The sequence below is a fragment of the Frankia sp. QA3 genome (genome assembly GCF_000262465.1).
Classification (GTDB): domain Bacteria; phylum Actinomycetota; class Actinomycetes; order Frankiales; family Frankiaceae; genus Frankia.
In genome coordinates this window covers 3030284-3050962 of the sequence record NZ_CM001489.1, presented here as the reverse complement: position 1 = coordinate 3050962, position 20679 = coordinate 3030284, and the positions used below count along the sequence as shown (strand labels likewise).

At 71.6% G+C, this 20679-nt stretch carries 18 protein-coding genes and 2 pseudogenes; 17 read left to right on the top strand and 3 right to left on the bottom strand.

Going from position 1 to position 20679, the window contains the following annotated elements; all coding sequences use genetic code 11:
- Positions 1-67: 67 nt before the first annotated feature.
- Positions 68-820: pseudogene (locus tag FRAQA3DRAFT_RS33100) on the bottom strand (helix-turn-helix domain-containing protein); the annotation flags it as partial.
- Positions 821-1032: 212 nt separating this feature from the next.
- Between FRAQA3DRAFT_RS33100 and FRAQA3DRAFT_RS12535 the strand changes: the two are divergent.
- From FRAQA3DRAFT_RS12535 to FRAQA3DRAFT_RS12460, 16 genes and pseudogenes are all read left to right on the top strand, one after another.
- Positions 1033-2489: pseudogene (locus tag FRAQA3DRAFT_RS12535) on the top strand (MFS transporter).
- Positions 2490-2572: 83 nt separating this feature from the next.
- Positions 2573-2848, top strand: coding sequence for a hypothetical protein (locus FRAQA3DRAFT_RS12530; RefSeq protein ID WP_232292025.1), 276 nt, complete (start codon positions 2573-2575; stop codon positions 2846-2848).
- A gap of 373 nt (positions 2849-3221) precedes the next feature.
- Entirely contained in the window at positions 3222-3569 is a 348-nt protein-coding gene (locus FRAQA3DRAFT_RS12525; protein ID WP_009739399.1) for a hydrogenase maturation nickel metallochaperone HypA, read from the top strand.
- 26 nt (positions 3570-3595) lie between these two features.
- Positions 3596-4468: a hydrogenase nickel incorporation protein HypB gene (gene hypB, locus FRAQA3DRAFT_RS12520; protein ID WP_009739398.1), complete on the top strand. Its 873-nt coding sequence runs from the start codon at positions 3596-3598 to the stop codon at positions 4466-4468.
- Between the two features lie 165 nt (positions 4469-4633).
- Positions 4634-6262 carry a hypothetical protein gene (locus FRAQA3DRAFT_RS12515; protein ID WP_009739397.1) on the top strand — a complete coding sequence of 543 codons (1629 nt, stop codon included), beginning with the start codon at positions 4634-4636 and terminating at the stop codon, positions 6260-6262.
- Positions 6259-6789 (top strand): hydrogenase maturation protease, encoded by a 531-nt coding sequence (locus FRAQA3DRAFT_RS12510; RefSeq protein WP_009739396.1) that lies wholly within the window; start codon positions 6259-6261, stop codon positions 6787-6789. The genes FRAQA3DRAFT_RS12515 and FRAQA3DRAFT_RS12510 overlap by 4 nt, the downstream gene beginning before the upstream one ends.
- Before the next feature lie 18 nt (positions 6790-6807).
- Positions 6808-7875, top strand: a complete 1068-nt coding sequence (locus FRAQA3DRAFT_RS12505) for a hydrogenase expression protein HypE (protein WP_009739395.1) — start codon at positions 6808-6810, stop codon at positions 7873-7875.
- A 102-nt stretch (positions 7876-7977) separates the two neighbouring features.
- On the top strand, positions 7978-9771 hold the full coding sequence (locus FRAQA3DRAFT_RS12500) for a nickel-dependent hydrogenase large subunit (RefSeq protein WP_009739394.1): 1794 nt from the start codon (positions 7978-7980) through the stop codon (positions 9769-9771).
- Complete coding sequence (locus FRAQA3DRAFT_RS12495) at positions 9764-10336, top strand: NifU family protein (protein ID WP_009739393.1); 573 nt, start codon at positions 9764-9766, stop codon at positions 10334-10336. The genes FRAQA3DRAFT_RS12500 and FRAQA3DRAFT_RS12495 overlap by 8 nt, the downstream gene beginning before the upstream one ends.
- A complete protein-coding gene (locus FRAQA3DRAFT_RS12490; protein ID WP_009739392.1) occupies positions 10333-11016 on the top strand; it encodes a DUF5947 family protein in 684 nt (227 codons plus the stop codon). Before FRAQA3DRAFT_RS12495 ends, FRAQA3DRAFT_RS12490 begins: the two co-directional genes overlap by 4 nt.
- 18 nt (positions 11017-11034) lie before the next feature.
- Positions 11035-11244: a hypothetical protein gene (locus FRAQA3DRAFT_RS12485; RefSeq protein WP_009739391.1), complete on the top strand. Its 210-nt coding sequence runs from the start codon at positions 11035-11037 to the stop codon at positions 11242-11244.
- Positions 11245-11400: 156 nt separating this feature from the next.
- Positions 11401-13803, top strand: coding sequence for a carbamoyltransferase HypF (gene hypF, locus FRAQA3DRAFT_RS12480; RefSeq protein ID WP_009739389.1), 2403 nt, complete (start codon positions 11401-11403; stop codon positions 13801-13803).
- A gap of 64 nt (positions 13804-13867) precedes the next feature.
- A complete protein-coding gene (locus FRAQA3DRAFT_RS12475; protein WP_009739388.1) occupies positions 13868-14161 on the top strand; it encodes a HypC/HybG/HupF family hydrogenase formation chaperone in 294 nt (97 codons plus the stop codon).
- Entirely contained in the window at positions 14158-15303 is a 1146-nt protein-coding gene (gene hypD, locus FRAQA3DRAFT_RS12470; protein ID WP_009739387.1) for a hydrogenase formation protein HypD, read from the top strand. The genes FRAQA3DRAFT_RS12475 and hypD overlap by 4 nt, the downstream gene beginning before the upstream one ends.
- A 109-nt stretch (positions 15304-15412) precedes the next feature.
- Positions 15413-16462 (top strand): hydrogenase expression/formation protein HypE, encoded by a 1050-nt coding sequence (gene hypE, locus FRAQA3DRAFT_RS12465; protein ID WP_035922838.1) that lies wholly within the window; start codon positions 15413-15415, stop codon positions 16460-16462.
- Between the two features lie 551 nt (positions 16463-17013).
- Positions 17014-17427, top strand: a complete 414-nt coding sequence (locus FRAQA3DRAFT_RS12460; RefSeq protein WP_009739385.1) for a cold-shock protein — start codon at positions 17014-17016, stop codon at positions 17425-17427.
- A 57-nt stretch (positions 17428-17484) separates the two neighbouring features.
- Here FRAQA3DRAFT_RS12460 and FRAQA3DRAFT_RS12455 read toward each other — a convergent pair whose 3' ends face one another.
- Together FRAQA3DRAFT_RS12455 and FRAQA3DRAFT_RS12450 are read right to left on the bottom strand one after the other, a co-directional pair.
- Entirely contained in the window at positions 17485-18315 is an 831-nt protein-coding gene (locus tag FRAQA3DRAFT_RS12455) for a PhzF family phenazine biosynthesis protein (RefSeq protein ID WP_009739384.1), read from the bottom strand.
- Complete coding sequence (locus FRAQA3DRAFT_RS12450) at positions 18312-19067, bottom strand: DUF1707 domain-containing protein (RefSeq protein WP_009739383.1); 756 nt, start codon at positions 19065-19067, stop codon at positions 18312-18314. Before FRAQA3DRAFT_RS12450 ends, FRAQA3DRAFT_RS12455 begins: the two co-directional genes overlap by 4 nt.
- Before the next feature lie 83 nt (positions 19068-19150).
- Between FRAQA3DRAFT_RS12450 and FRAQA3DRAFT_RS12445 the strand changes: the two genes are divergently transcribed.
- Positions 19151-20347, top strand: a complete 1197-nt coding sequence (locus FRAQA3DRAFT_RS12445) for an RNA-guided endonuclease TnpB family protein (RefSeq protein WP_009739382.1) — start codon at positions 19151-19153, stop codon at positions 20345-20347.
- The last annotated feature ends 332 nt before the right edge of the window (positions 20348-20679 follow it).

Here is a 20679-nt window from a genome sequence, read left to right as displayed (position 1 = left end):
GGCTGGCCAGCAACTGGAGGTTCTCCGCCGACGTCGAGCCGGGCTCCGCGGTCATCACCACCATCCGCTGGCCGGCGTCGGGCAGCCGCATGACCTCCTCGAACAGCGTCAGCCGGCCGACGAGCGGGTGCCGGAACTCGCGGATGGTGTTCGTGCAGTCGCGGACCGGGTGGCGCGCCCACAGCGTTGCGAACAGCTCGCTCTTCACACACAGCTCGCCGATGAGGGCGTTGAGTTTGGTGTCGTCCGGGTGCATGCCGGAGGACAGCCGCAGGTAGGCGACCACGTCGTCGACCTTGCGCCGCCAGTCGACGAACAGGTCGCGGGCGTGGGCCTCGAGGACGACCTCGCGAGCGAGGTTCGGCCGGCCGTGGCAGCGCTGCGGAGCGTCGACGGGCAGATGCGAACACAGCAGGGCATGCCCGAGCCGGTTCCAGGCGAGGACGTCGTTGCGCCGGCCGATCACCAGCGCGGGGGAGTTGCCCAGCTCGTCGAGCAGCAGGCGGATGCTCGGGCGCACGTGCTCGGGCCGGCTCGCGCGCCGGGCGACCGCCGGGCGGGTCAGTCCGTGCAGGTAGGCGGTCTCCTCGTCGGTGAGGCGCAGCACCCGGGCGAGCGCATCGAGCACCGCGTCGGAGGCGTTGCGGCTCTGCCCCTGCTCCAGCCGCGTGTAGTAGGTGACGCTGACCCCGGCGAGCTGCGCGATCTCCTCGCGGCGCAGCCCCGGCACCCGCCGCCGCTCGCCGTAGCGGGACAGCCCGACGTCCTCGGGGGTGAGCTGGGCGCGGCGCGAACGCAGAAAATCCCCCAGTTCGGTCATCCGCCCCGTGTTGCCGGTGCCGCCGGCGCGAACCACACCTCGCCGGTGCTAGCCACGCGATGGGTGGCACACACGCGGTGTGGGCGGATCGGAGATGCTCGCCGAGCGTGGCCGGCATGAGTGTTTCGATCGATTCCGCCGCCGGCGGCGAGGCGGCCGCGGTCCCGGTCCCGGTCCCGGTCCCGGTTTCCCGGGCGGCGGACGTCGCCGTGATGACCGCGCGCCAGCGGATCATCCTCGTCCTGCTGCTCGGCACCCAGTTCATGCTCGCGGTCGACTTCTCCATCCTCAACGTCGCCCTGCCCTCGATCGGCGCCGGCGTCGGGCTGACCGACGCGCACCTGCAATGGGTGGCGACGGCCTTCGCACTGCCGGCAGCCGGCTTCACCCTGCTGTTCGGCCGGGTCGCCGACCTGGCCGGGCGGCGACGAATGCTGATCGCGGGACTGGTACTGCTGGTCGCGGCGTCCCTGGTGGGGGGCTGGCCACCAGCCCGGCCGTGCTGCTGGGCGCCCGCGTCGGCCAGGGGCTCGCCGCCGCCATGACGACTCCGGCCGCCCTCGCGCTGCTGCTGACGAGCTTCCCGGCGGGGCGGCTGCGGCAACGTGCGCTCGGCATGAACGGTGCGTTGATCTCGGCCGGCTTCACCACCGGCGCGCTCGCCGGCGGCCTGCTGACCGATTTCCTCACCTGGCGCTGGGCCTTTCTCGTCAACGTGCCGGTGGCCGCGGTGATCCTGCTCGCCGCGCCACGGCTGCTGCCCTCCGGCGGCGCGCCCGGCACGGTCCGCCTCGACGTGCCCGGCGCGCTCACCGTGACCGGCGGGCTGCTGGCGTTCGTCTACGGCATCGCCACCGGCGGCAACGACGGATGGGGCGAGCCCGTCGTGTGGGGTTGCCTCGCGCTCGGCGTGGTGCTGCTCGCCCTGTTCTGGCGGATCGAGACGGCCAGCGCCCATCCGCTGGCCTCCGTGGCGATCCTGCGCCGGCGCGCCGTCGGCTGGGGCAACGCCGGTGGGTTCGCCGTGTTCGCGCTGGAATCCTCGGTGGTGTTCCTGCTCACCCTCTACCTCCAGCAGGTCCTCGGCTTCTCGGCGATGACGGCCGGACTGGTCTTCGGCCTTCCCGGCGCGGCGGCGTTCGTCTCCGGCCTCGTCGCGCCTCGGCTGATGAGCCGCCGCGGCAGCGCCGTGAGCCTGGTCGTCGGCCTGGCGGTGCAGGGACTGTCCAATGCCGCTCTCGCCTTCGTCGGGTCGGACCGTAGCTGGGTGTATCTGGTCCTCGCGGCCTCGGCGATCGGCTTCTTCGGGCACGTCCACGGCATCGTCGCCTATCTGGTGACGGCCACCGCCGACCTGCCCGACCATGAGCAGGGGCTGGCTACCGCGCTGACGACCATGACCCAGCAGGTTGCGCTCACGGTCGGCATCCCGATCATCAGCACGGTGGCGACGGCACGCACGTCGGCCCTCGTCGATCAGCTGTCCGCGGTCCAGTCGACCCTGGCCGGCATCCGGCTGGCCCTGCTGGTCGACGCCGCTGTCACGCTCGTGGTGGCCGCGGCGATCGCCGCGGCGCTGCTGCCCGGCCGGCGGTCGGCACCGGCCCTGCCGCGGGCCCGTGACGGCGCCGCCCCGGGCCCGCGGTCCCACGCCCCCGAACGGGGCTGACGGGACAGCGGGACAGTGCCCGGACAGGATTCGGCCATGGCCCGCCGACCCGTCCGGAGATTCGGAAAAAAGAAGCCATCCGAATGTTGCGAAACGTCCGCTCAGCCGTAACCATGAGCCCCGTGATGTCCTATGAAGACGTGGTGGCGGTCTCTGATCCGGTGGAGCGGGCGGCGCTCGCCGACAACCTGATGTGGGCGGACCATCCGCGACGTATCGAGCTACGCACAGCGCGTGGCATTGCCCTTCGGGAGGCGTTGGATTCCGGGGTGCCGGCAGACGAGATCGCTCACCGGCTTGTCGTCACCGTGGCAGATCTGACCTGGATGGCCGCGCCGGCGTCGCCGGCCGCGGCCTGATCGACCGGGACGGTCGGACAATGGCGTCCGTCCGCCTGCGGGCCGCCGCTCCCGGGCGGACCGGTCCGACGAGGGTTTCTTTTTGATTTCCGCCGAGTTTCTCTCCGGATAATCGTTCGGTTACAGGGAGTGCGGCGTGAAAGCACCGCCGTACCCGGCACCCGGCAGACCACGGCATTTCTGGTGCCGCTGGCCGCCGCCGGGTGGCCGTCGCGCCCCGCGCCCACTCGCCTCCCTGGGACCAGGTCCCCTTGCTGCGAGGAGCCGCTGCGGCGGCGCGTCTGCGATGCGTCCCAGCGGGGTAGGGACCCTTCGACGCACGTCGGGCGGCACCGCCGCGTGCCCGGCGCGCCGACGCCGTCGAGGAGCTTCCGTGCACGAACTCGCCATCACGCAAAGTGTCGTCGACGCGATCATGGAGCGGGCCGCGCCGGCTCGGGTGAACACGGTGCGGCTGGTCATCGGGCGGTTGTCGGGTGTCGTGCCGGAGTCCGTCCGGTTCTGCTTCGACCTGGTGACCGCCGGCACACCGCTGGCGGGTGCCGCCCTGACGATCGACGAACCCACGGGCTGGGCCCGCTGCCGGCGGTGCGGCGCCGAGTTCGTGGCCGACGACCTCCTCGTGCTGTGTGGCTGCGGCTGCGCGGACGTGGCGGTAGACGGCGGTGACGACCTGCGGATCGCCTCGGTGGGCCTGGTGCCCGCGGCGGAGACGAGCTGACGTCCGTAGGGGAGGGGGACTGACCGATGTGCGAGACGTGCGGTTGCGACGATCCGACGGCCCCGCCCCGACTGACCTCGTTCCCGGCCGACGCCGGGACGGAAGGCCGCTCGGGGCATGAGCACCGGCACGAGCACCCTTCTGCCGGTGCCGGTGCCGGTGCCGGAGCCGGAGCCGGAGCCCGGACGCTGCTGTTGGAGCAGCGGGTGCTGGCGAAGAACGACGAGCTCGCCGGTGCGACCCGGGCGTGGTTGACCACGCGGGACGTGCTTGCCGTCAATCTCATGAGCTCGCCCGGGTCGGGCAAGACAACCCTGCTGGAACGGACAGCGCGGGATCTTGCCGGGCAGTGGTCGCTTTCGGTGGTGGAGGGCGATCAGGAGAGCGTGCGGGACGCCGAGCGGATCCGGGCCGGCGGTATCCCGGTCGTGCAGATCAACACCGGGCGCGGCTGTCACCTCGACGCGGACATGATCGATCATGCGCTGCGCGCCCTGGAGCCGCCCCGGGGTTCTGTCGTGTTCGTCGAAAACGTCGGCAACCTGGTCTGCCCGGCGCTGTTCGACCTGGGGGAGGGCGCGAGGGTGGTGCTCACCTCGGTGACGGAGGGTGAGGACAAGCCCCTCAAGTATCCCCACATGTTCGCCCACGCAGATCTCGTTCTGCTCACTAAATGTGATCTGGTGCCGTACCTCGCGGTCGACGTCGATCGCTGCATCGGGCAGATCCACCGGGTCAACCCCACGGCCGACGTGCTGACCCTGTCCGCGCTCCACCTCCCGGGGGGAACTCCCGGTCCACCGACGGAGACCGGCCTGGTCGCCTGGTACGCCTGGCTGCGGGCTCGCCGCCTCGGGGGAGACACCCGGCTGCGGGCCGGCGCGGCGGGCGGGGTTTGACGCGACCGGGCCCGGGCAACCCGTCGGGTGACGACGAACAGTACTTTGAAGGACACGTCGAGTTATGGCGTGGCGGGGTTGCACTGATCGGTCGGGTCGCGCCCCCTCCTGAAGGGAAACCGTCATGCGCAGCGTCGAGCCAGTCTGTTTCGGGCAACGGTTGCAATGACCGTCGGCGTGACGACCGGATCCGACCCGCGGTGGTCCGGCGTCGTCGTGGCCGACGATCCCCGACCGGCGCCCGGCGCGCCCGCCGGTTTCGACGCGGCGCGTGCGGTCGCCGACGCGGTGCTCTACGAGGGCTACCTGCTGTACCCCTACCGCCGGTCCTCGGGCAAGAACCGGGTGCGCTGGCAGTTCGGGGTGCTGGCGCCGCCCCGGTGGATCGAGGAACAGCCCGCGTCGGGGTCGCCCGGAGTGTCCGGGTCGGCCGACGGATGCCGCCAGCAGGCCGAGTGCCTGGTGGAGGCCGCGCCGTCCGCGACGGTCTTCCTCCGGTTGCGGTTCCTGCAGGTGATCCGGCGTCGCGTCGAGCGCCGGGACCCCGGCGGTCGGTTCGCGCAGGTCGACGAGCTCGAGGTGGACGGCACCCGCGAGCTCAGTTTCGACGAGGCGCACCCGCGCGAGTTCGATCTCGCCGTGGCGCTGTCCGACCTGCTCGAACCGGCCGGGCCGGACCGCGCCGGCCCCCCGAGCGCGAACACCGGGGGCGGACCGTTCTCGATCCCGTTGTCTGTGCCGGGTGGCGTCGACGTCGAACCGCTGGGCCCGCGGCCGGGCGAGGCGCGGGTGGTCCGCCGCCGGTGGCCGGTGACGGCCGCGGTCCACCTGTCCGCAACCCGGGCCGAGGCGCCGTTCCGGCTCTACCGCCTGCGTGTGGTGGTCGAGAACACGGTCGCCGATCTGGCCGCGGGCCGGCCGCGCGCCGAGGCGCTGCGCCGCTCGCTGGTGGCGGCGCACAGCCTGCTCGGCGTGCGCGGCGGGCGGTTCCTGTCGCTGCTCGACCCGCCCACGTGGGCGGCGGCCGCGGCCCGTGCGTGCGAGAACCTGCGCGTCTTCCCCGTCCTCGCCGGCGGCGAGGGGGCGCGGGACGTCATGCTGTGCTCGCCGATCATTCTCTACGACGATCCCCGCACGGCCCCGGAGAGTCCCGGAGATCTCTTCGACGCCACCGAGATCGACGAGATCCTGTCGTTGCGCACCCAGGCGTTGACCGACGAGGAGAAGCGCGAGGCGCGGGCGACGGACCGGCGGGCCGCCGAGATCATCGACCGGGTCGACGGCATCCCGCGCGCCATGCTCGACCGCCTGCACGGCGCCGTGCGCTCGCTGCGGCCGGTCGAGTCGCCGACCGCCTCGCCGGCGGCGGACGTCGAGGCGCGAGCCGCTGGGCGGCCACAACCGCAACCGGCCGCGGCCCCGTCTGGCCACCAGGATCTGGGTCCGGCTCCGGAACAGACTCCGGCGTGGTGGGAACCGGAGGCCGACCGGTCGGTCCACCCCGATCGGGACAGCGTGCTGGTCGCCGGCGTCACCGTCGCCCGCGGCAGCCGGGTCCGGCTGCGCCCCCGCCCGCGGGGCTCCGACGCCCACGACATGTTCCTCGCCGGCCGCGCCGCGCGGGTTGAGGCGATCTTCCTCGACGTCGACGGCAGCCGGCACGCCGCGGTGACGCTCGACGGCGACGAGACCGGCGACCTGCACCGGGCGGCCGGCCGCTACTTCTACTTCGCTCCCGACGAGCTCGAACCACTCGACGACCGGGCGGACGCGAATCGGACGGGTGCGCCGTGAGCGCCGCCTGCCCCGGACCGCGCGCAGCACGGACGCTCGTCGCCGGCGTCGGGAACATCTTTCTCGGTGATGACGGATTCGGCGTCGAGGTTGTCCGCCGGCTCGATCCGGCGAGCCTGCCGGGCTGGGTCGACGTCGCCGACTACGGCATCCGCGGCCTACACCTCGCCTACGCGCTGCTCGACGGCCGGTACGACACCGTGATCATCGTCGACGCGTTGCCGTCCGACGAACCGCCGGGAACCCTGACGGTCCTGCGGCCCGATCTTGGCGGTGTGTTCGACCTCTCCGTCTTCGATGCGCCGGTGGCCGACGCGCACGGAATGCCCCCGGATGCTGTGCTGCGGCTGGTGCGTGATCTCGGGGGCGAGATCGACCAGGTTCTGGTCGTCGGCTGCCGACCCGCCGTGGTGGCGGAACGGATGGAGCTGTCCGGCGCGGTCTGCGCCGCCGTCGATGACGCGGTCGGCCTCATCGGCGACATCCTCCGGGACCCCCGACTCGTGGGAGCCGGACACGATACGTGACGGAAGGGAGGGGTTGAGATGACAGCCACGGACTCCAGGACGGCCCCGCAAGCGCGGCCGGGCGGCCTCGACGAGGTGCACATCCTCTGGATCTCCGAGGGGATGAGCTGCGACGGGGACACTGTTTCGGTGACCGCGGCCTCGCAGCCGGCCATCGAGGATGTGGTGACCGGGATCATACCGGGTCTGCCGACCGTCCACCTGCACAACAAGGTGCTCTCGCCGACTTTGGGCGGGGAGGAGTTCCTGGCCCCCTTCCGCGCCGCGACCCGCGACGAGCTGGGACCGTTCGTCCTGGTCATCGAGGGGTCCATACCGAACGAGAAGATCAACGGTGACGGTTACTGGACGTCGTTCGGCAACGATCCGGACACGGGTCAGCCGCTGACCATCAACTGGTGGATCGACCGGCTCGCGCCGCGGGCCTGGGCGGTCGTCGCCATCGGCACCTGCGCCGCCTATGGCGGTATCCATGCCATGGCGGGCAACCCGACCGGCTCGATGGGGCTGCTCGACTACCTGGGGCGCGACTTCACCTCGGCCGGCAACCTGCCGATCGTCAACGTCCCGGGCTGCCCGGTGCAGCCGGACGACTTCATGGAGACCCTGACCTGGCTGCTGTACCACGCGGCCGGCGCCGCCCCGCCGCCGCCACTGGACGACCAGTTCCGGCCGCAGTGGATCTTCGGTCGCACCGTGCACGAGGGCTGCGACCGCGCGGGCTACTACGAGCAGGGTGACTTCGCGAGGGACTACAACTCGCCGAAGTGCCAGGTGAAGATCGGCTGCTGGGGCCCGGTGGTGAACTGCAACGTCCCCAAGCGGGGATGGATGGGCGGCGTGGGTGGTTGCCCGAACGTCGGGGGCATCTGCATCGCCTGCACGATGCCCGGGTTCCCCGACAAGTTCATGCCGTTCATGGACATGCCGCCGGGGGCGAGCCTGTCCTCGCTCGCGGTGAAGCCGTACGGGGCGATCATCCGACGCCTGCGGGGCATCACCAACTCCACGGTGAACCAGGAGCCGAGGTGGCGGCACAACCGGGACCTGCTGACCACCGGCTACGACCCGAGTTACCGGCCGTAGCGGCGGCGTCCCGCAACACCGTGCGGGCCGGCCGGCGGAACCACTCATCGGGGTGGGGGCTGGCGGAGGACTCGATTCAGTGACGCCGAAGGGACGTGTGCGATGACGGCCACCGAGCAGATGAGAGCCGCGGAGAAGCCCGGTCAGATCGTGGAGATGGCGTGGGACCCCATCACGCGCATCATCGGTAACCTCGGAATTTACACGAAAATCGATTTCGCCAACCGGCGGGTGACCGAATGCCACAGCACCTCCTCGCTGTTCCGTGGATATTCGGTGTTCATGAAGGGGAAGGATCCGCGGGACGCCGGCTTCATCACCAGCCGGATCTGCGGCATCTGCGGGGACAACCACACCACGTGTTCGGTCTACGCCCAGAACATGGCGTACGGCATCGCCAACCCGCCGATGGCGGAGTGGATTATAAATCTGGGTGAGGCCGCCGAGTACCTGTTCGACCACACGATCTTCCAGGACAACCTGGTTTTCGTGGACTTCTGTGAGGCGATGGTCAAGGAGACCAACCCCGGCGTGCTGGCACGGGCCGAGGCAACCGCGTCGCCGCGCGCCGAGGTGCACGGCATGCGCACGATCGCCGACATCATGCGGGCGCTCAACCCGTTCGAGGGCCAGATCTACAACGAGGCGCTGCGGGTCAGCCGCATCACCCGGGAGATGTTCTGCCTGATGGAGGGCAGGCACGTGCACCCCTCCACGCTGTACCCAGGCGGTGTCGGCACGATGCCCGAGCCCACGACCTTCACCGACTACCTCAGCCGGCTGATGGAGATCCTCGACTTCGTCAAGAAGGCCGTGGCGCTGAACGACGACCTGTTCGACTTCTGGTACGACGCGCTGCCCGGCTACGAGGAGGTCGGTCGCCGGCGGGTCCTGTTGGGATGCTGGGGGGCCTTCCAGGACCCGAATGTCGTCGACTACCGCTACGAGAACATGACCGACTGGGGTCGCGCGATGTTCGTGACCCCCGGGATCGTCGTCGACGGAAAACTGATCACCACCGATCTCGTGAAGATCAATCTGGGTATCCGTATCCTGCTCGGCAGCTCCTTCTACCGGGACTGGGTCAACGAGGAGCCCTTCGTCGAGCGGGATCCACTCGGGAATCCCGTCGACATCCGCCATCCGTGGAACCAGACGACTTTCCCGGAGCCGCAGAAGCGTGACTTCGGCGAGAGGTACAGCTGGGTGATGAGTCCACGGTGGTTCGACGAGCGCACCGGCGATCACCTGGCGCTCGACACCGGCGGTGGCCCCTTCGCCCGCCTCTACGTCACGGCGCTCGCGGGACTGGTCGACACGCCGTACGTGACGGCGAGCGACGGCGCGGTGAAGATCTCGCTGCCGCGCAGCCGCACCCTGCCCGCCCTGGACCTGCGGTGGTCTCCGCCCGCCTGGTCGAACACGATCGAACGGGATCGCGCCCGGGTCTACTTCGTCGCCTATGCGGCGGCGATGGCGCTGCACTTCCTGGAGCGGGCGATGACGCGGTTGCGCTCCGGCGACACCCGGACCTTCACCGACTTCGAGGTGCCGGACGAGACGATCGGCTGCGGCTTCCACGAGGCGGTGCGCGGGGTCCTCTCCCATCACATGGTGGTTCGGGACGGGAAGATCGCCAACTATCATCCCTACCCGCCGACGCCGTGGAACGGCAGCCCGCGGGACTCGTTCGGCACGCCGGGCCCCTACGAGGACGCGGTCCAGAACATGCCGATCTTCGAGGAGAACGGCCCGGACTCCTTCAAGGGCGTCGACGTGATGCGCGCGGTGCGCAGCTTCGATCCCTGCCTGCCCTGCGGGGTGCACATGTACCTGGGTCGGGGCCGCACGCTGCGGACGGTGCACTCGCCGATGTTCGGGGCGAGCCATGGCTGATCCGGCCAGCGAGGGTGGGCATCGCCTCGATGACCGTGCGGTGCGCGAGCGGCTGACCCACCTCGACGAGGCGCTCGCCCAGGTGGAGCAGATCCCGGGACCGAGCGGCGAACTGGCTCTCGACGCGGTGGCCACGCTCGCGTCGGTGTACGGCGAGGCACTCGCCCGGGTCGCCGGATACGCCGCCGGCGCCGCCGACGTGACCGCCGCACTGACCGCCGACGAGCTGATCGGACACCTGCTCGTCCTGCACGACGTGCACCCCGAACCGGTGGGCCAGCGGGTGACCCGGGCGATCGAGCGGCTGCGACCGGCGGTCCGCGATCGGGGCGGCGAGGTCGAACTGGTCGGTATCGAGCGGGGCGTCGCGGAGATCAGCCTGACCATCGGGGGATGCGGCTCGGCGGCGGGGGAGGTTCTGGACGCGGTCCGCGAGGCGGTGCTCGCGGTCGCGCCCGAGCTGTCGGACGTCCGGCGCCAGGCCGCCTCGGGCGGGGGCCAGAGCGCCTTCGTCCCCCTCGACGCGGTGCTCACCCCGCCGCTCGCCGGGAGCGTGCGGCCGTGACGACCGGCCTGCGGCCCGCAGCCGGCCCCGGCGGCGCCCTGGGCAGGGTGGTGCGGGCCGGTCTCGTCCGGACCGGGGATGACGGTGAGCGGTGTGATCTGTGCGCCGCCCCCGTGCCGGATGAACATCGGCATCTGCTCGACGAGTCGCGCGACTCGTTGCTGTGCCTGTGCCGGGCCTGCACGCTGCTGTTCGACCGGGACGCCGCCGCGCGTGGCCACTACCGGCTCATCCCGCGGCGGCGGCTGCGCGTGGTCGACCTGGAGCGGGACGGGTCCGATCCCCGCGCGCTGGGTATCCCCGTAGGGCTGGCGTTCGTCATCCCCGGCGACGACGGCGAGGTACGCGCCCGCTACCCGAGCCCGATCGGCGCCACCCGCTGGGAGCTGGAACCCGCCGCCTGGTGTCGGCTCGTCGCCAGAGCACCGGTGCTGGCCGGTCTGACTCCCCGCGTCGAGGCGCTGCTGGCGAACACCGCGCGCAACCGCCGGGAGTTCTGGATCGTCCCGATCGACGACTGTTACCGACTCGTCTCGATCGTCCGGCGCGAGTGGACGGGGTTGTCGGGGGGCAGCCGCGTCTGGCCCGCGGTCGACGACTTCTTCGCCGCGCTGCCCGACCGTTCCCGCCGTGGCTCCCCGCTGAGCCGCGGCGTCACGCCGGGCGGGGCGGGCGACTGACCAGGGAGGGAAGACACCATGGCACCGATCCGAGTCGGCGAGCCCGACGTCCGTCCGGACGCGACCGCGCATGTCTCGGGGGTCCGAGAAGGCAACGCCCTCGGCTCCTACGAGATGGAGCCGGGTCACCACATCGACGGCACCGCCGATGCCCGCCGCTCGACCGGCATCCGGCCGCGCGACCGGAATCCGATCTCGCCGAGCATGCCCAACCTGCCACCGGGCTAGCCGGGCGGACCGCACCGTGCAACAGAGGGTCGTCCCGAGGAGGGAACCGATGAGCAGTCGTAAGAAGCTCCTGGTCGCCGCCGGCGCCGGCATGGCCGGCATGATGTGGCGGGAGTACCCCTCCATCGTCCGGTACCTGCGCATCAAGCGGATGTGATGGTGGGCAGCCCCACCCGACCCGCGCCGGCCACGCCCGCCGGGCACGCGCCAGGGCCGGCCGGCGGCCGGCGGCGATGTCGCATCACCGTCCGCGGCCTTGTTCAGGGCGTCGGCTTCCGACCTTTCGTCCACGCGGCCGCGACCGACCTGGCTCTTGCCGGCTGGGTGTGCAACGACAGCAACGGTGTGATCGTCGAGGTCGAGGGCGCGCCCGGCGCGGTGGAGGAGTTCGGCCGGCGGCTGACCGCCGACGCCCCACCGCTGGCCGTGATCGAGCGGGTCACGGCGACGGACCTGGCGCCCCGCGGCGATTCGGCGTTCACGATCGCCCATTCCCGCGAGGGGAACACCCCGCGCACGATGGTGTCCCCGGACGTCGCGACCTGCCCGGACTGCCTGCGTGAACTGGCCGACCCGGCCGACCGCCGCTACCGCCACCCGTTCATCACCTGCACCAACTGCGGACCGCGGTTCACGATCATCACCGGTCTGCCGTACGACCGGCCGGCGACGACGATGGCCGGGTTCCCCCTGTGCGCCGCGTGCGAGCGGGAGTACCGCGACCCGCGGGACCGCCGCTTCCACGCGCAGCCGATCGCCTGCCCGGACTGCGGGCCCCGCCTGGAGTTCGTCCCGGCGACGGGGCGGGCGGTTCTCGGCGATGGCGCCCTGGCTACGGCGGGCCGGCTGCTGGCCGGCGGGGGTGTCCTCGCCGTGAAGGGCATCGGCGGCTACCACCTGGCCTGCCTCGCCACGGACCCGGCGGCCGTGGCCACGCTGCGGCGTCGCAAGCGGCGCGGGGACAAGCCGTTCGCCGTCATGGTCGCCGACCTCACCGCCGCTTCGCGCCTCGCCTGCCTCGACCGGCGGGAGGCGACGTTGCTGGCCGGGCCCGCCCGCCCGATCGTCCTGGTCGACCGGCGTGACGACGGCCGACCCACCCTCGCCGCCGCCGTCGCGCCGAACAGTCCCGACCTCGGCCTGTTCCTGCCCTACACCCCGGTGCACCACCTGCTGCTCGCCGCGGTGGCGGCAGCCGGTGGATCGCCAGGGCCGCTGGTGATGACCTCCGGGAACCTCGGTGGCGAACCCATCGCCGCCGACGACGCCGACGCCCACCGCCGGCTCGAACCTCTCGCCGACGCCTGGCTGCGTCACGACCGCCCGATCCACGTGCCCTGCGACGACTCGGTCGTCCGGGTCGTCGACGGTGACCTGCTGCCGGTGCGCCGATCCCGGGGCTTCGCCCCCCTGCCGGTGCCGTTGCCGTTCGCCGTGGCGCCGACCCTGGCGGTGGGAGCCGACCTGAAGAACACCTGCGCGCTGGGCGCCGATCGCTCCGCCTGGCTCAGCGGTCACATCGGGGACATGGACGACGCCGACACGTTGCGTACGTTCACCGCTGCCGAACATCACCTCGAGCAGCTCACCGGCATCCGCCCCGCCACGTTCGTCGCCGACGCCCACCCGGGCTACCGTTCCCGGCAGTGGGCGCGGCGTCACGCAGCCGGGCGACCCGTGCGCACGGTGCAGCATCATCACGCGCACGTGGCGGCGGTGATGGCCGAGCACGGCCTGGACGGCGATCGTCCCGTCGTGGGGTTCGCCTTCGACGGCACCGGTTACGGCACCGACGGGGCGGTGTGGGGCGGCGAGGCGCTGATCGCCGACTACCGTGGCTTCGAGCGCTTCGCCCACCTCGCCTACGTCCCGCTCCCCGGCGGGGACGCCGCCGTGCGCCGCCCGTACCGGATGGCTCTCGCCCACCTGTGGGCCGCCGGCGTCGGCTGGGACGCCGACCTGCCACCCGTCGCGGCCTGCCCCCCGGCGGAGCGGCGCGCCCTGGTCCATCAGCTCGCCACCGGGCTGGCCTGCGTCCCGACCGCCAGCATGGGACGGCTGTTCGACGCGGTGAGCTCCCTGCTCGGCGTCCGCCACCGCGCGGACTTCGAAGCCCAGGCGGCGATCGAACTGGAGGCCCGCGCCCGCCGCGGCCCGGACGTCCTCGCCGCCTGGCGCAACCGGTACGCCTTCGCGGTGGACCGACCGGCGCCGGGCGGTCCGCTGGTCGCCACCGCGGCCCCTGTCATCCGCGGGCTCGTGCGAGACACCCGGCGCGGGCTCGCCGTCGAGGCGATGAGCGCCGGCCTGCATGGCGCGGTGGTGGCCCTGGTCGTCGACCTGGCCCGGCGAGCCCGGTCCGAGCGGGGACTCGACGTCGTGGCGTTGACCGGTGGGGTGTTCCAGAACGTGCTGCTCGCGACGGCTGCCGCGCGGGCGTTGCGCACCGACGGCTTCACGGTCCTGCGGCACCGGCGGGTTCCGCCGAACGACGGCGGCATCGCGTTGGGCCAGCTCGTGGTCGCCGCGGCCGGTGCGCGGATGCAGGGGAGCGGCTGATATGTCCAATCCGATCCGGCGCCGGGGCTGCCCGCCGCGCCGGCGAGCGGGGGGGTGAGCGTCGGTGTGCCTTGCGGTTCCGGGACGGGTCGTCGCCATCGGGGAACGGGACGGCACCCGCATGGCCGAGGTGGATTTCGGGGGAGTGCGAAAGGACGTCTGCCTGCAGTACCTGCCGGACACCACGGTCGGCGAATACGTGATCGTCCATGTCGGGTTCGCGATCCAGCGGCTCGACGAACAGTCCGCGCTGGAGACGCTGGCCACGATCGCCCGGATGGGGCTGCTCGCCGAGGAACTCGACGGTGGGCCGGCCCCGTCGGCCCGCGACACCCAGACTGAGGGGGTGAACCGGTGAAATATCTCGAGGAGTTCAGCGACCCCGAGCTGGCCGGTCGGCTGTTGGAACAGATTCATGCGGTGACGACCAGGCCATGGTCGATCATGGAGGTCTGCGGCGGGCAGACCCATTCGCTCATCCGGCACGGGATCGACCAGTTGCTGCCCGAGGGCGTCGAGATGATCCACGGTCCCGGCTGCCCCGTCTGCGTCACCCCCCTGGAGATCATCGACCGTGCTCTCGAGATCGCCTCCCGACCGGGGGTCATCTTCTGCTCGTTCGGTGACATGCTGCGGGTTCCCGGCAGTGGGCGGGACCTGTTCCGCGTGAAGAGCACCGGCGCCGACGTGCGGGTGGTGTACTCGCCGCTGGACGCGTTGACGATCGCCCGGCAGAACCCGGACCGGCAGGTGGTGTTCTTCGGTATCGGGTTCGAGACCACGGCTCCGGCCAACGCGATGACCGTCTACCAGGCGCGGCGGTGCGGGGTGCGCAACTTCTCGCTGCTCGTCTCGCATGTCCTGGTCCCGCCCGCGATCGCCGCGATCATGGAATCGCCCAGCTGCCGAGTCCAGGGGTTCCTCGCGGCCGGGCATGTGTGCAGCGTGATGGGCACCGGGCAGTACCCGGACCTCGCCCGCCGCTACCGGGTGCCGATCGTGGTCACCGGATTCGAGCCACTCGACCTCCTCGAGGGCATCCGGCGGACCGTGCTGCAACTGGAGGCAGGCCACCATGAGCTGGACAACGCCTACCCGCGGGCGGTGCCGGCGGCGGGAAACCCGGCCGCCATCGCGATGCTGCGGGATGTTTTCACGGTGACCGACCGCGCCTGGCGCGGCATCGGGGTGATACCGAACAGCGGCTGGCGGTTGGCGGAGGCCTACCGTGAGTTTGATGCCGAGGCACGCTTCGCCGTCGGCGACATCCACACGGCAGAGTCCTCGGTGTGCCGCTCGGGTGAGGTGCTGCAGGGCCTGATCAAACCGCATGAGTGCGCCGCCTTCGGGCGTCAGTGCACGCCGCGGACACCGCTTGGCGCCACGATGGTGTCCGCCGAGGGTGCGTGCGCGGCCTACTACCTTTACCGGCGGCTCGCCCAGCCGACCAGGACGGCCCCGGCCGACGCCCAGTCCGTGCGGGAGGTGGCCCGTGCCTGACCTCACCGGACACCTCGCGCCGCAAGCTGCCTGCGAGGTCCGGGCGTCGAGCGCCGGCGCGGACGACGGCCGCGCCGGCCGGTCCGCGACGTCCCGGGCCGGGGGCGCGGTGGACCTCGCCGCCTGGACCTGTCCCGCCCCGCTGGCGGACTCCCCCACGATCGTCATGGGACACGGCGGCGGCGGCGCGATGTCCGCCGAGCTCGTCGAGCACCTCTTTCTCCCGGCCTTCCGAGACGCCGCCGCCCCGGCCGAGCTGGGGGATGCTGCCGTCGTCACGCTCGGCGGCACACGGGTGGCCTTCACCACCGACTCCTTCGTCGTCCGCCCGCTGTTCTTCCCCGGCGGCTCGATCGGCGATCTCGCGGTCAACGGGACCGTGAACGATCTGGCGATGATGGGTGCGACACCGTGCTACCTGTCGACCGCCTTCATCCTGGAGGAGGGTACTGAGCTGGCCGAACTCGGCAGGGTCGCCGAGGCTCTGGGCGCGGCGGCCCGAGTGGCCGGGGTCCGGCTCGTCACCGGCGACACGAAGGTCGTCGACGCCGGCCACGGCGACGGGGTCTACGTCAACACGACCGGCATCGGGCTGGTCCCCGACGGCGTCGACATCCGACCGGGGCGGGCCCGCCCGGGCGACGTCGTCATCGTCAGCGGTGAGATCGGGGCGCACGGCGTCGCCGTCCTCAGCTGCCGCGAGGGGTTGGAGTTCGGGACGCAGGTCCGCAGCGACACCGCGCCGCTGCACGGCCTCGTCGCCGCCATGCTCGACACCGGCGCGGACATCCATGTGCTGCGCGACCCCACCCGCGGCGGCCTGGCGGCGACCCTCAACGAGATCGCCCGAGGCGCGCGGGTGGGTATCGCCGTCACCGAGCGGGCCGTGCCGGTGGCGGCGCCGGTCGCTGACGCCTGCAGCATCCTCGGGCTCGACCCGTTCGCCATCGCCAACGAGGGGAAACTCGTCGCCATGGTACCGGCGGCGGACGCCGATCGGGTGCTGGAGGTGATGCGCGGGCATCCGGACGGCCGCGGCGCCGCCGCCATCGGCACCCTCACCGAGGACAACGCGGGGATGGTGGTGGCCAGGACCGGGCTCGGTGGAAGCCGCGTGATCGATCTGCCGATGGGCTCGGAGCTTCCGCGCATCTGCTGAGACCTTTCCGGCACCGCCGCGCCGGTTCCGCACTACGAGGGACGCCAACCGAGAAATGGCTCGGACGGGCGAGATGGGAAAACACATGCGCTGGCCGCCTCTCGGTAACGGATCTGGGTGCTGGCCGTCGACCGCGACAACTGCCCGCCGGACTCCGGGCCGGACCGGGTCGGGATTTACGTGCGGCGGCGACCAGCTGCCCAGGCGGAGAATGGCCGCCGCGCTGCGGCGCGGTGATGGCGACAAGCATAGCCGCGGCGGACGGCCGTGTCGAACTTCAGTTCGTATTCTTCTCGGCCCAGTGGTTGTTTCTCGAAGAAGTGGTCGTGGCTGCGAAAAGGACGCCGCCGAAGCGGCGAAGAACGCCATGATATGCCACCTGCGTAGGTGGCGCTTTCCACCGCCTGGTGGGTCGGGCCGGGGTCGGGGTGGGCCTGGTGCGGGGGCGGGTATGATTGGCGGCCGGGTCCCCAGGTCCGCTGCGTGGCGGTTGGGCGGACGGGGGCGTCATGGCCGAGATGATGGTCTTTCTGGTGCTGTTGAGGTGAGTCGTGAGTACAGGTAAGGTCCTTCGGTTCGATCACGTGCGGGGTTACGGTTTCATTGCCCCCAGCGACGGTGGCGATGATATTTTTCTGCACGCGAACGATCTTCTCGTCGAGAAGAACCTCGTCGTTCCCGGAACCTTCATGGAGTTCGAGGTGGAGGAGGGTGAGCGTGGCCTGAAAGCCAGTTCGGCGCGTATCGTCAGTTCCGGGTCCCCGGCTCCGTCCGTCGCGGCGCGGGTGCCCGTGCATGCTGATGATTCCGAGGGTCTTTGTGATGTCCTTCCGGTCGGTGAACTCACCCAGGAGGTGACCGAGACGCTGCTGCGGGTCGAGCCCACCCTCACCGGGACGCAGATCATCAGGATCAGGAGTGAAATCATCCGGATCGCGGAGAAGTACGGCTGGGTCGAGAACTGAAGGCGCGCGGGACGCGCCGAGCCGCGGCGTTCGGGACCGGCGGTTACAGCTCGGCGGTTACAGCTCGGCCGCGCCGGACAGGCAGGTGACCGTTCCGCCGGCCACCCAGACCGTGCCGTCGGCATCCGTCGAGATGTGGATCCGTCCAGCCCGGTGCAGCACGGAGCCCTGGCTGGCCGTGTAGGGCGCGCTCGCGCGGCCGGTGCGCAGCAGCCACTGCGCGAGCGATGCGTTCAGGCTGCCGGTCACCGGATCCTCGATCGTGGCGTCGCCCATCGGCATGAATGCCCGTACCTCGAACGCCGTCTCCGAGCCGGGCGGCCACGGCCCGACCACACCGAGATTCAGATCGACGCCGCGCGGTCGCAGCGCCAGGACCGACTCGGCGTGCTCGAGCAGGACCGCGACCCAGCCCGGGCCGTTGTCCACCCATTGCGCCGCGACGACGTCGTCGGGGGTGATGCCGAGCATGGCGCTGATCCGCGCGACGAGCGGCCCCTCGACCGGCCCGGAGCGACGCAGCGGCGGCGCCGCGAAGGCGAGCCCGTCCGGCGTCTGCCGCAGGGGCACGAGCCCCACCCCGCATTCCTGGACGATTCGCGCCGGTCGAGCCGACGCCGGCCGCTCGGCGAGCCAGGCGTGGCAGGTGCCGAGCGTGGGATGCCCGGCGAACGGCAGCTCGGACGACGGGGTGAAGATGCGGACCCGATAGTCGGCCGCCGGTGAGGTCGGCGGCAGGACGAAGGTGGTCTCCGAGAGGTTCGTCCAGCGGGCGAACGCCCGCATGGCGTCGTCGTCGAGTCCCGCGCCGTCGAGAACCACCGCCACGGGATTGCCCTGATACGGGATGGTGGTGAACACGTCCACCTGGCGGAACGGGCGGCTCATCCGTGCTCTTCCGGTCGGTCACGGCCGGGATGCCCGACGCCGTGACCCGGGTTGAGGCTCTTGCGCCTGGTTGGTGTCGTTTTTCGCGGTGGCTTGCTGCGTACCTCCACGCCGCCCATCACCGCGACCGCTCGGATGCGCACGACGGGCGTCCCCGGCCCGCGCGGCGCGTCGGCGACCTTGACCGTGCGGCCGCCCATGACCGACACCCCGGTCACCTCGACGTCCACCCCCTCCGGGACGATGATCTCGATGCCGCCCATCACCGCGACCGCCGTGATCAGCAGTGCATCCGTGGGAAAGGCGACCTCCCGCAGGTCCAGCTCGCAGCCACCCATCACCGCGACGGCGCGGGTGTGCCGGCTCGGACGCCACCGCCCGCTGCGCTCGTTTCCGCTCATCACGGCGACCGTCCAGTCCACCCCGGCCGGGCCCTGTCGGGGCGGGTCCAGGGCGCGGTCGGGTCCGACCGTGGTGGCCGCGGCGCCGCCGGCCGCGGTCGTAGCGGGGGGTGGCGACGGCTCGGCCACCGCGGCGAACAGGTTCGGCTGGTTCGGCAGGTCGATCGTCAGAGGGGCGAAGTCCGCGCGGGTCCTGGCGGCGTAGGCGGCGCCGACCCGCTCGTCGTACTCCGCGAAGGTCAGCCGGCCCTCGGCGAGTGCCTGGCGCAGGAGCTGGGCGACCTCCTCCCGTTCCGCGTCGGAGACGCGGAGGTCCGGCGCCTGCGGGGGATCGGGAATCTCGGCGGTCATCGGGCTTGCGGCGTGGAGACCACTGCGGGGAGGAAACGCCGCTCCGTCATAGTGGGCATCGGATGATATCCAATCCGTAGAATCTGGTCAGGTCTCGTTTCCGGCTCTATCCGACCGCCGGCCAGGCGGCGGCTCTGGAGACGCACTGCGGGCATGCGCGTTTCGTGTGGAATCTGGCCGTGAAACAGCAGTCGTGGTACAGACCATGGCGCGGCTCGGCGCTGGGATACCACGAGCCGTCCCGCCAGCTCACCGATGCCCGGAAGGGAAGTCCGTGGCTGGCCGCCGGTTCGCGGACCGTTCAGCAACAGGCCCTGCGGGACTTCTCTGCAGCCATGGCGAACTTCTTCGCGGGAAAGCACCGCCGCCCGGGATTCAGGAAGCGTGGCCGGTCCGAGGGGTTTCGGATTGTCGGCGCTCGGGGCCGGCAGTGGGACGTGCGGCAGGTGCACCGCCGCTGGTCGGAAGTGAAGGTTCCCAAGGTCGGCTGGGTGCGGTTCCGCCGCAGCCGCGCCGTACCCGATGCGAAGTCTTTCCGGATCACCCGGGACCGTGCCGGCCGCTGGCACGTCGCCTTCGCCGCCATACCTGAGTCGATCGACCCGTCGGGTACGTGCGAGGTGGTCGGCGTGGACCGGGGTGTGGCCGTCTCCGCAGCCTTCAGCATCGGGGAGCCGCTGTCCTGCCCGGGGCTGCGGCCCGCCGAAGTCGAACGGCTGCGTCGGCCGCAACGCCGGCTCGCCCGAGCGGGACGCAGGTCGAACCGGCGGGCACGGCTCCGCGGCCGGATCGCCCGGTTGAAAGCCCGCGAAGCCGACCGGCGCAAGGACTGGGCGGAGCGAACCTCCACGGAGCTCGCCCGCCGGTACGACCTTGTCCGCGTCGAGGACCTGCGGCTCCCGAACATGATCCGATCGGCGCGGGGCACCGTCGCCGAACCCGGGCGGAACGTGGCGCAGAAGGCCAGCCTGAACCGGTCGATCCTCGCGGCCGGCTGGGGGCTGCTGGTCGCCCGGCCGGAACAGAAAGCCCCCGGCCGGGTTGAGAAGATCCCGGCCGCCTATACGTCTCAGCGTTACCCGGCCTGCGGGCATGTGGCCGTCGAATCGCGCAGGAGCCAAGCGCGATTCAGGTGCGTCGCCTGCGGCTTCGAGAGCAACGCCGACGTGAATGCGGCAATCGACATCACGGCCGGACGGGCCGTGACTGCGCGGGGAGGCGGCCCGTTGGGGCAGCCCGTGAACCGCGAACCTCAACATTTCGCACCTCCCTCTTGGTGAGAGTGTAGGAGCCTCTTGGTGAGTGGGTAGGAGTTGGAATCCCTCGCCTTCAGGCGGGGGAGGACGTCAAGCCAGCAGCGTAGCCAGCGAGCGGACTAACCGGCAGTCCTCGGATGATCCCGGTGACCGTGGCTCGCCCGTCGGCTCGCCCCGCCCCCGGCTCGCCGGGCTCAACCGGCCGGATCGGAGCCCGCGTCACCCGCCGCGAGTTGGCCGCGGGGACGAAGCCGAACGGCCGCGGGCCTGTCAGGAAGTCGAGCGCCAGCATGATCCGCGCAGGTTCGGGGCGAACAGCAGGCCGAGCGGGATGCGCATGTCGCCGTCATGCGCCA

Bases quoted from the DNA above. Each gene is read 5' to 3' on its own strand.
- FRAQA3DRAFT_RS12485 (WP_009739391.1), top strand. From the start codon at position 11,035: ATGGCACCGATCCGAGTCGGCGAGCCCGACGTCCGTCCGGACGCGACC.
- FRAQA3DRAFT_RS12500 (WP_009739394.1), top strand. From the start codon at position 7,978: ATGACGGCCACCGAGCAGATGAGAGCCGCGGAGAAGCCCGGTCAGATC.
- FRAQA3DRAFT_RS12450 (WP_009739383.1), bottom strand. From the start codon at position 19,067: ATGACCGCCGAGATTCCCGATCCCCCGCAGGCGCCGGACCTCCGCGTC.
- FRAQA3DRAFT_RS12455 (WP_009739384.1), bottom strand. From the start codon at position 18,315: ATGAGCCGCCCGTTCCGCCAGGTGGACGTGTTCACCACCATCCCGTAT.
- FRAQA3DRAFT_RS12505 (WP_009739395.1), top strand. From the start codon at position 6,808: ATGACAGCCACGGACTCCAGGACGGCCCCGCAAGCGCGGCCGGGCGGC.
- hypF (WP_009739389.1), top strand. From the start codon at position 11,401: ATGGTGGGCAGCCCCACCCGACCCGCGCCGGCCACGCCCGCCGGGCAC.
- hypB (WP_009739398.1), top strand. From the start codon at position 3,596: ATGTGCGAGACGTGCGGTTGCGACGATCCGACGGCCCCGCCCCGACTG.
- FRAQA3DRAFT_RS12515 (WP_009739397.1), top strand. From the start codon at position 4,634: ATGACCGTCGGCGTGACGACCGGATCCGACCCGCGGTGGTCCGGCGTC.
- FRAQA3DRAFT_RS12530 (WP_232292025.1), top strand. From the start codon at position 2,573: ATGTTGCGAAACGTCCGCTCAGCCGTAACCATGAGCCCCGTGATGTCC.
- FRAQA3DRAFT_RS12495 (WP_009739393.1), top strand. From the start codon at position 9,764: ATGGCTGATCCGGCCAGCGAGGGTGGGCATCGCCTCGATGACCGTGCG.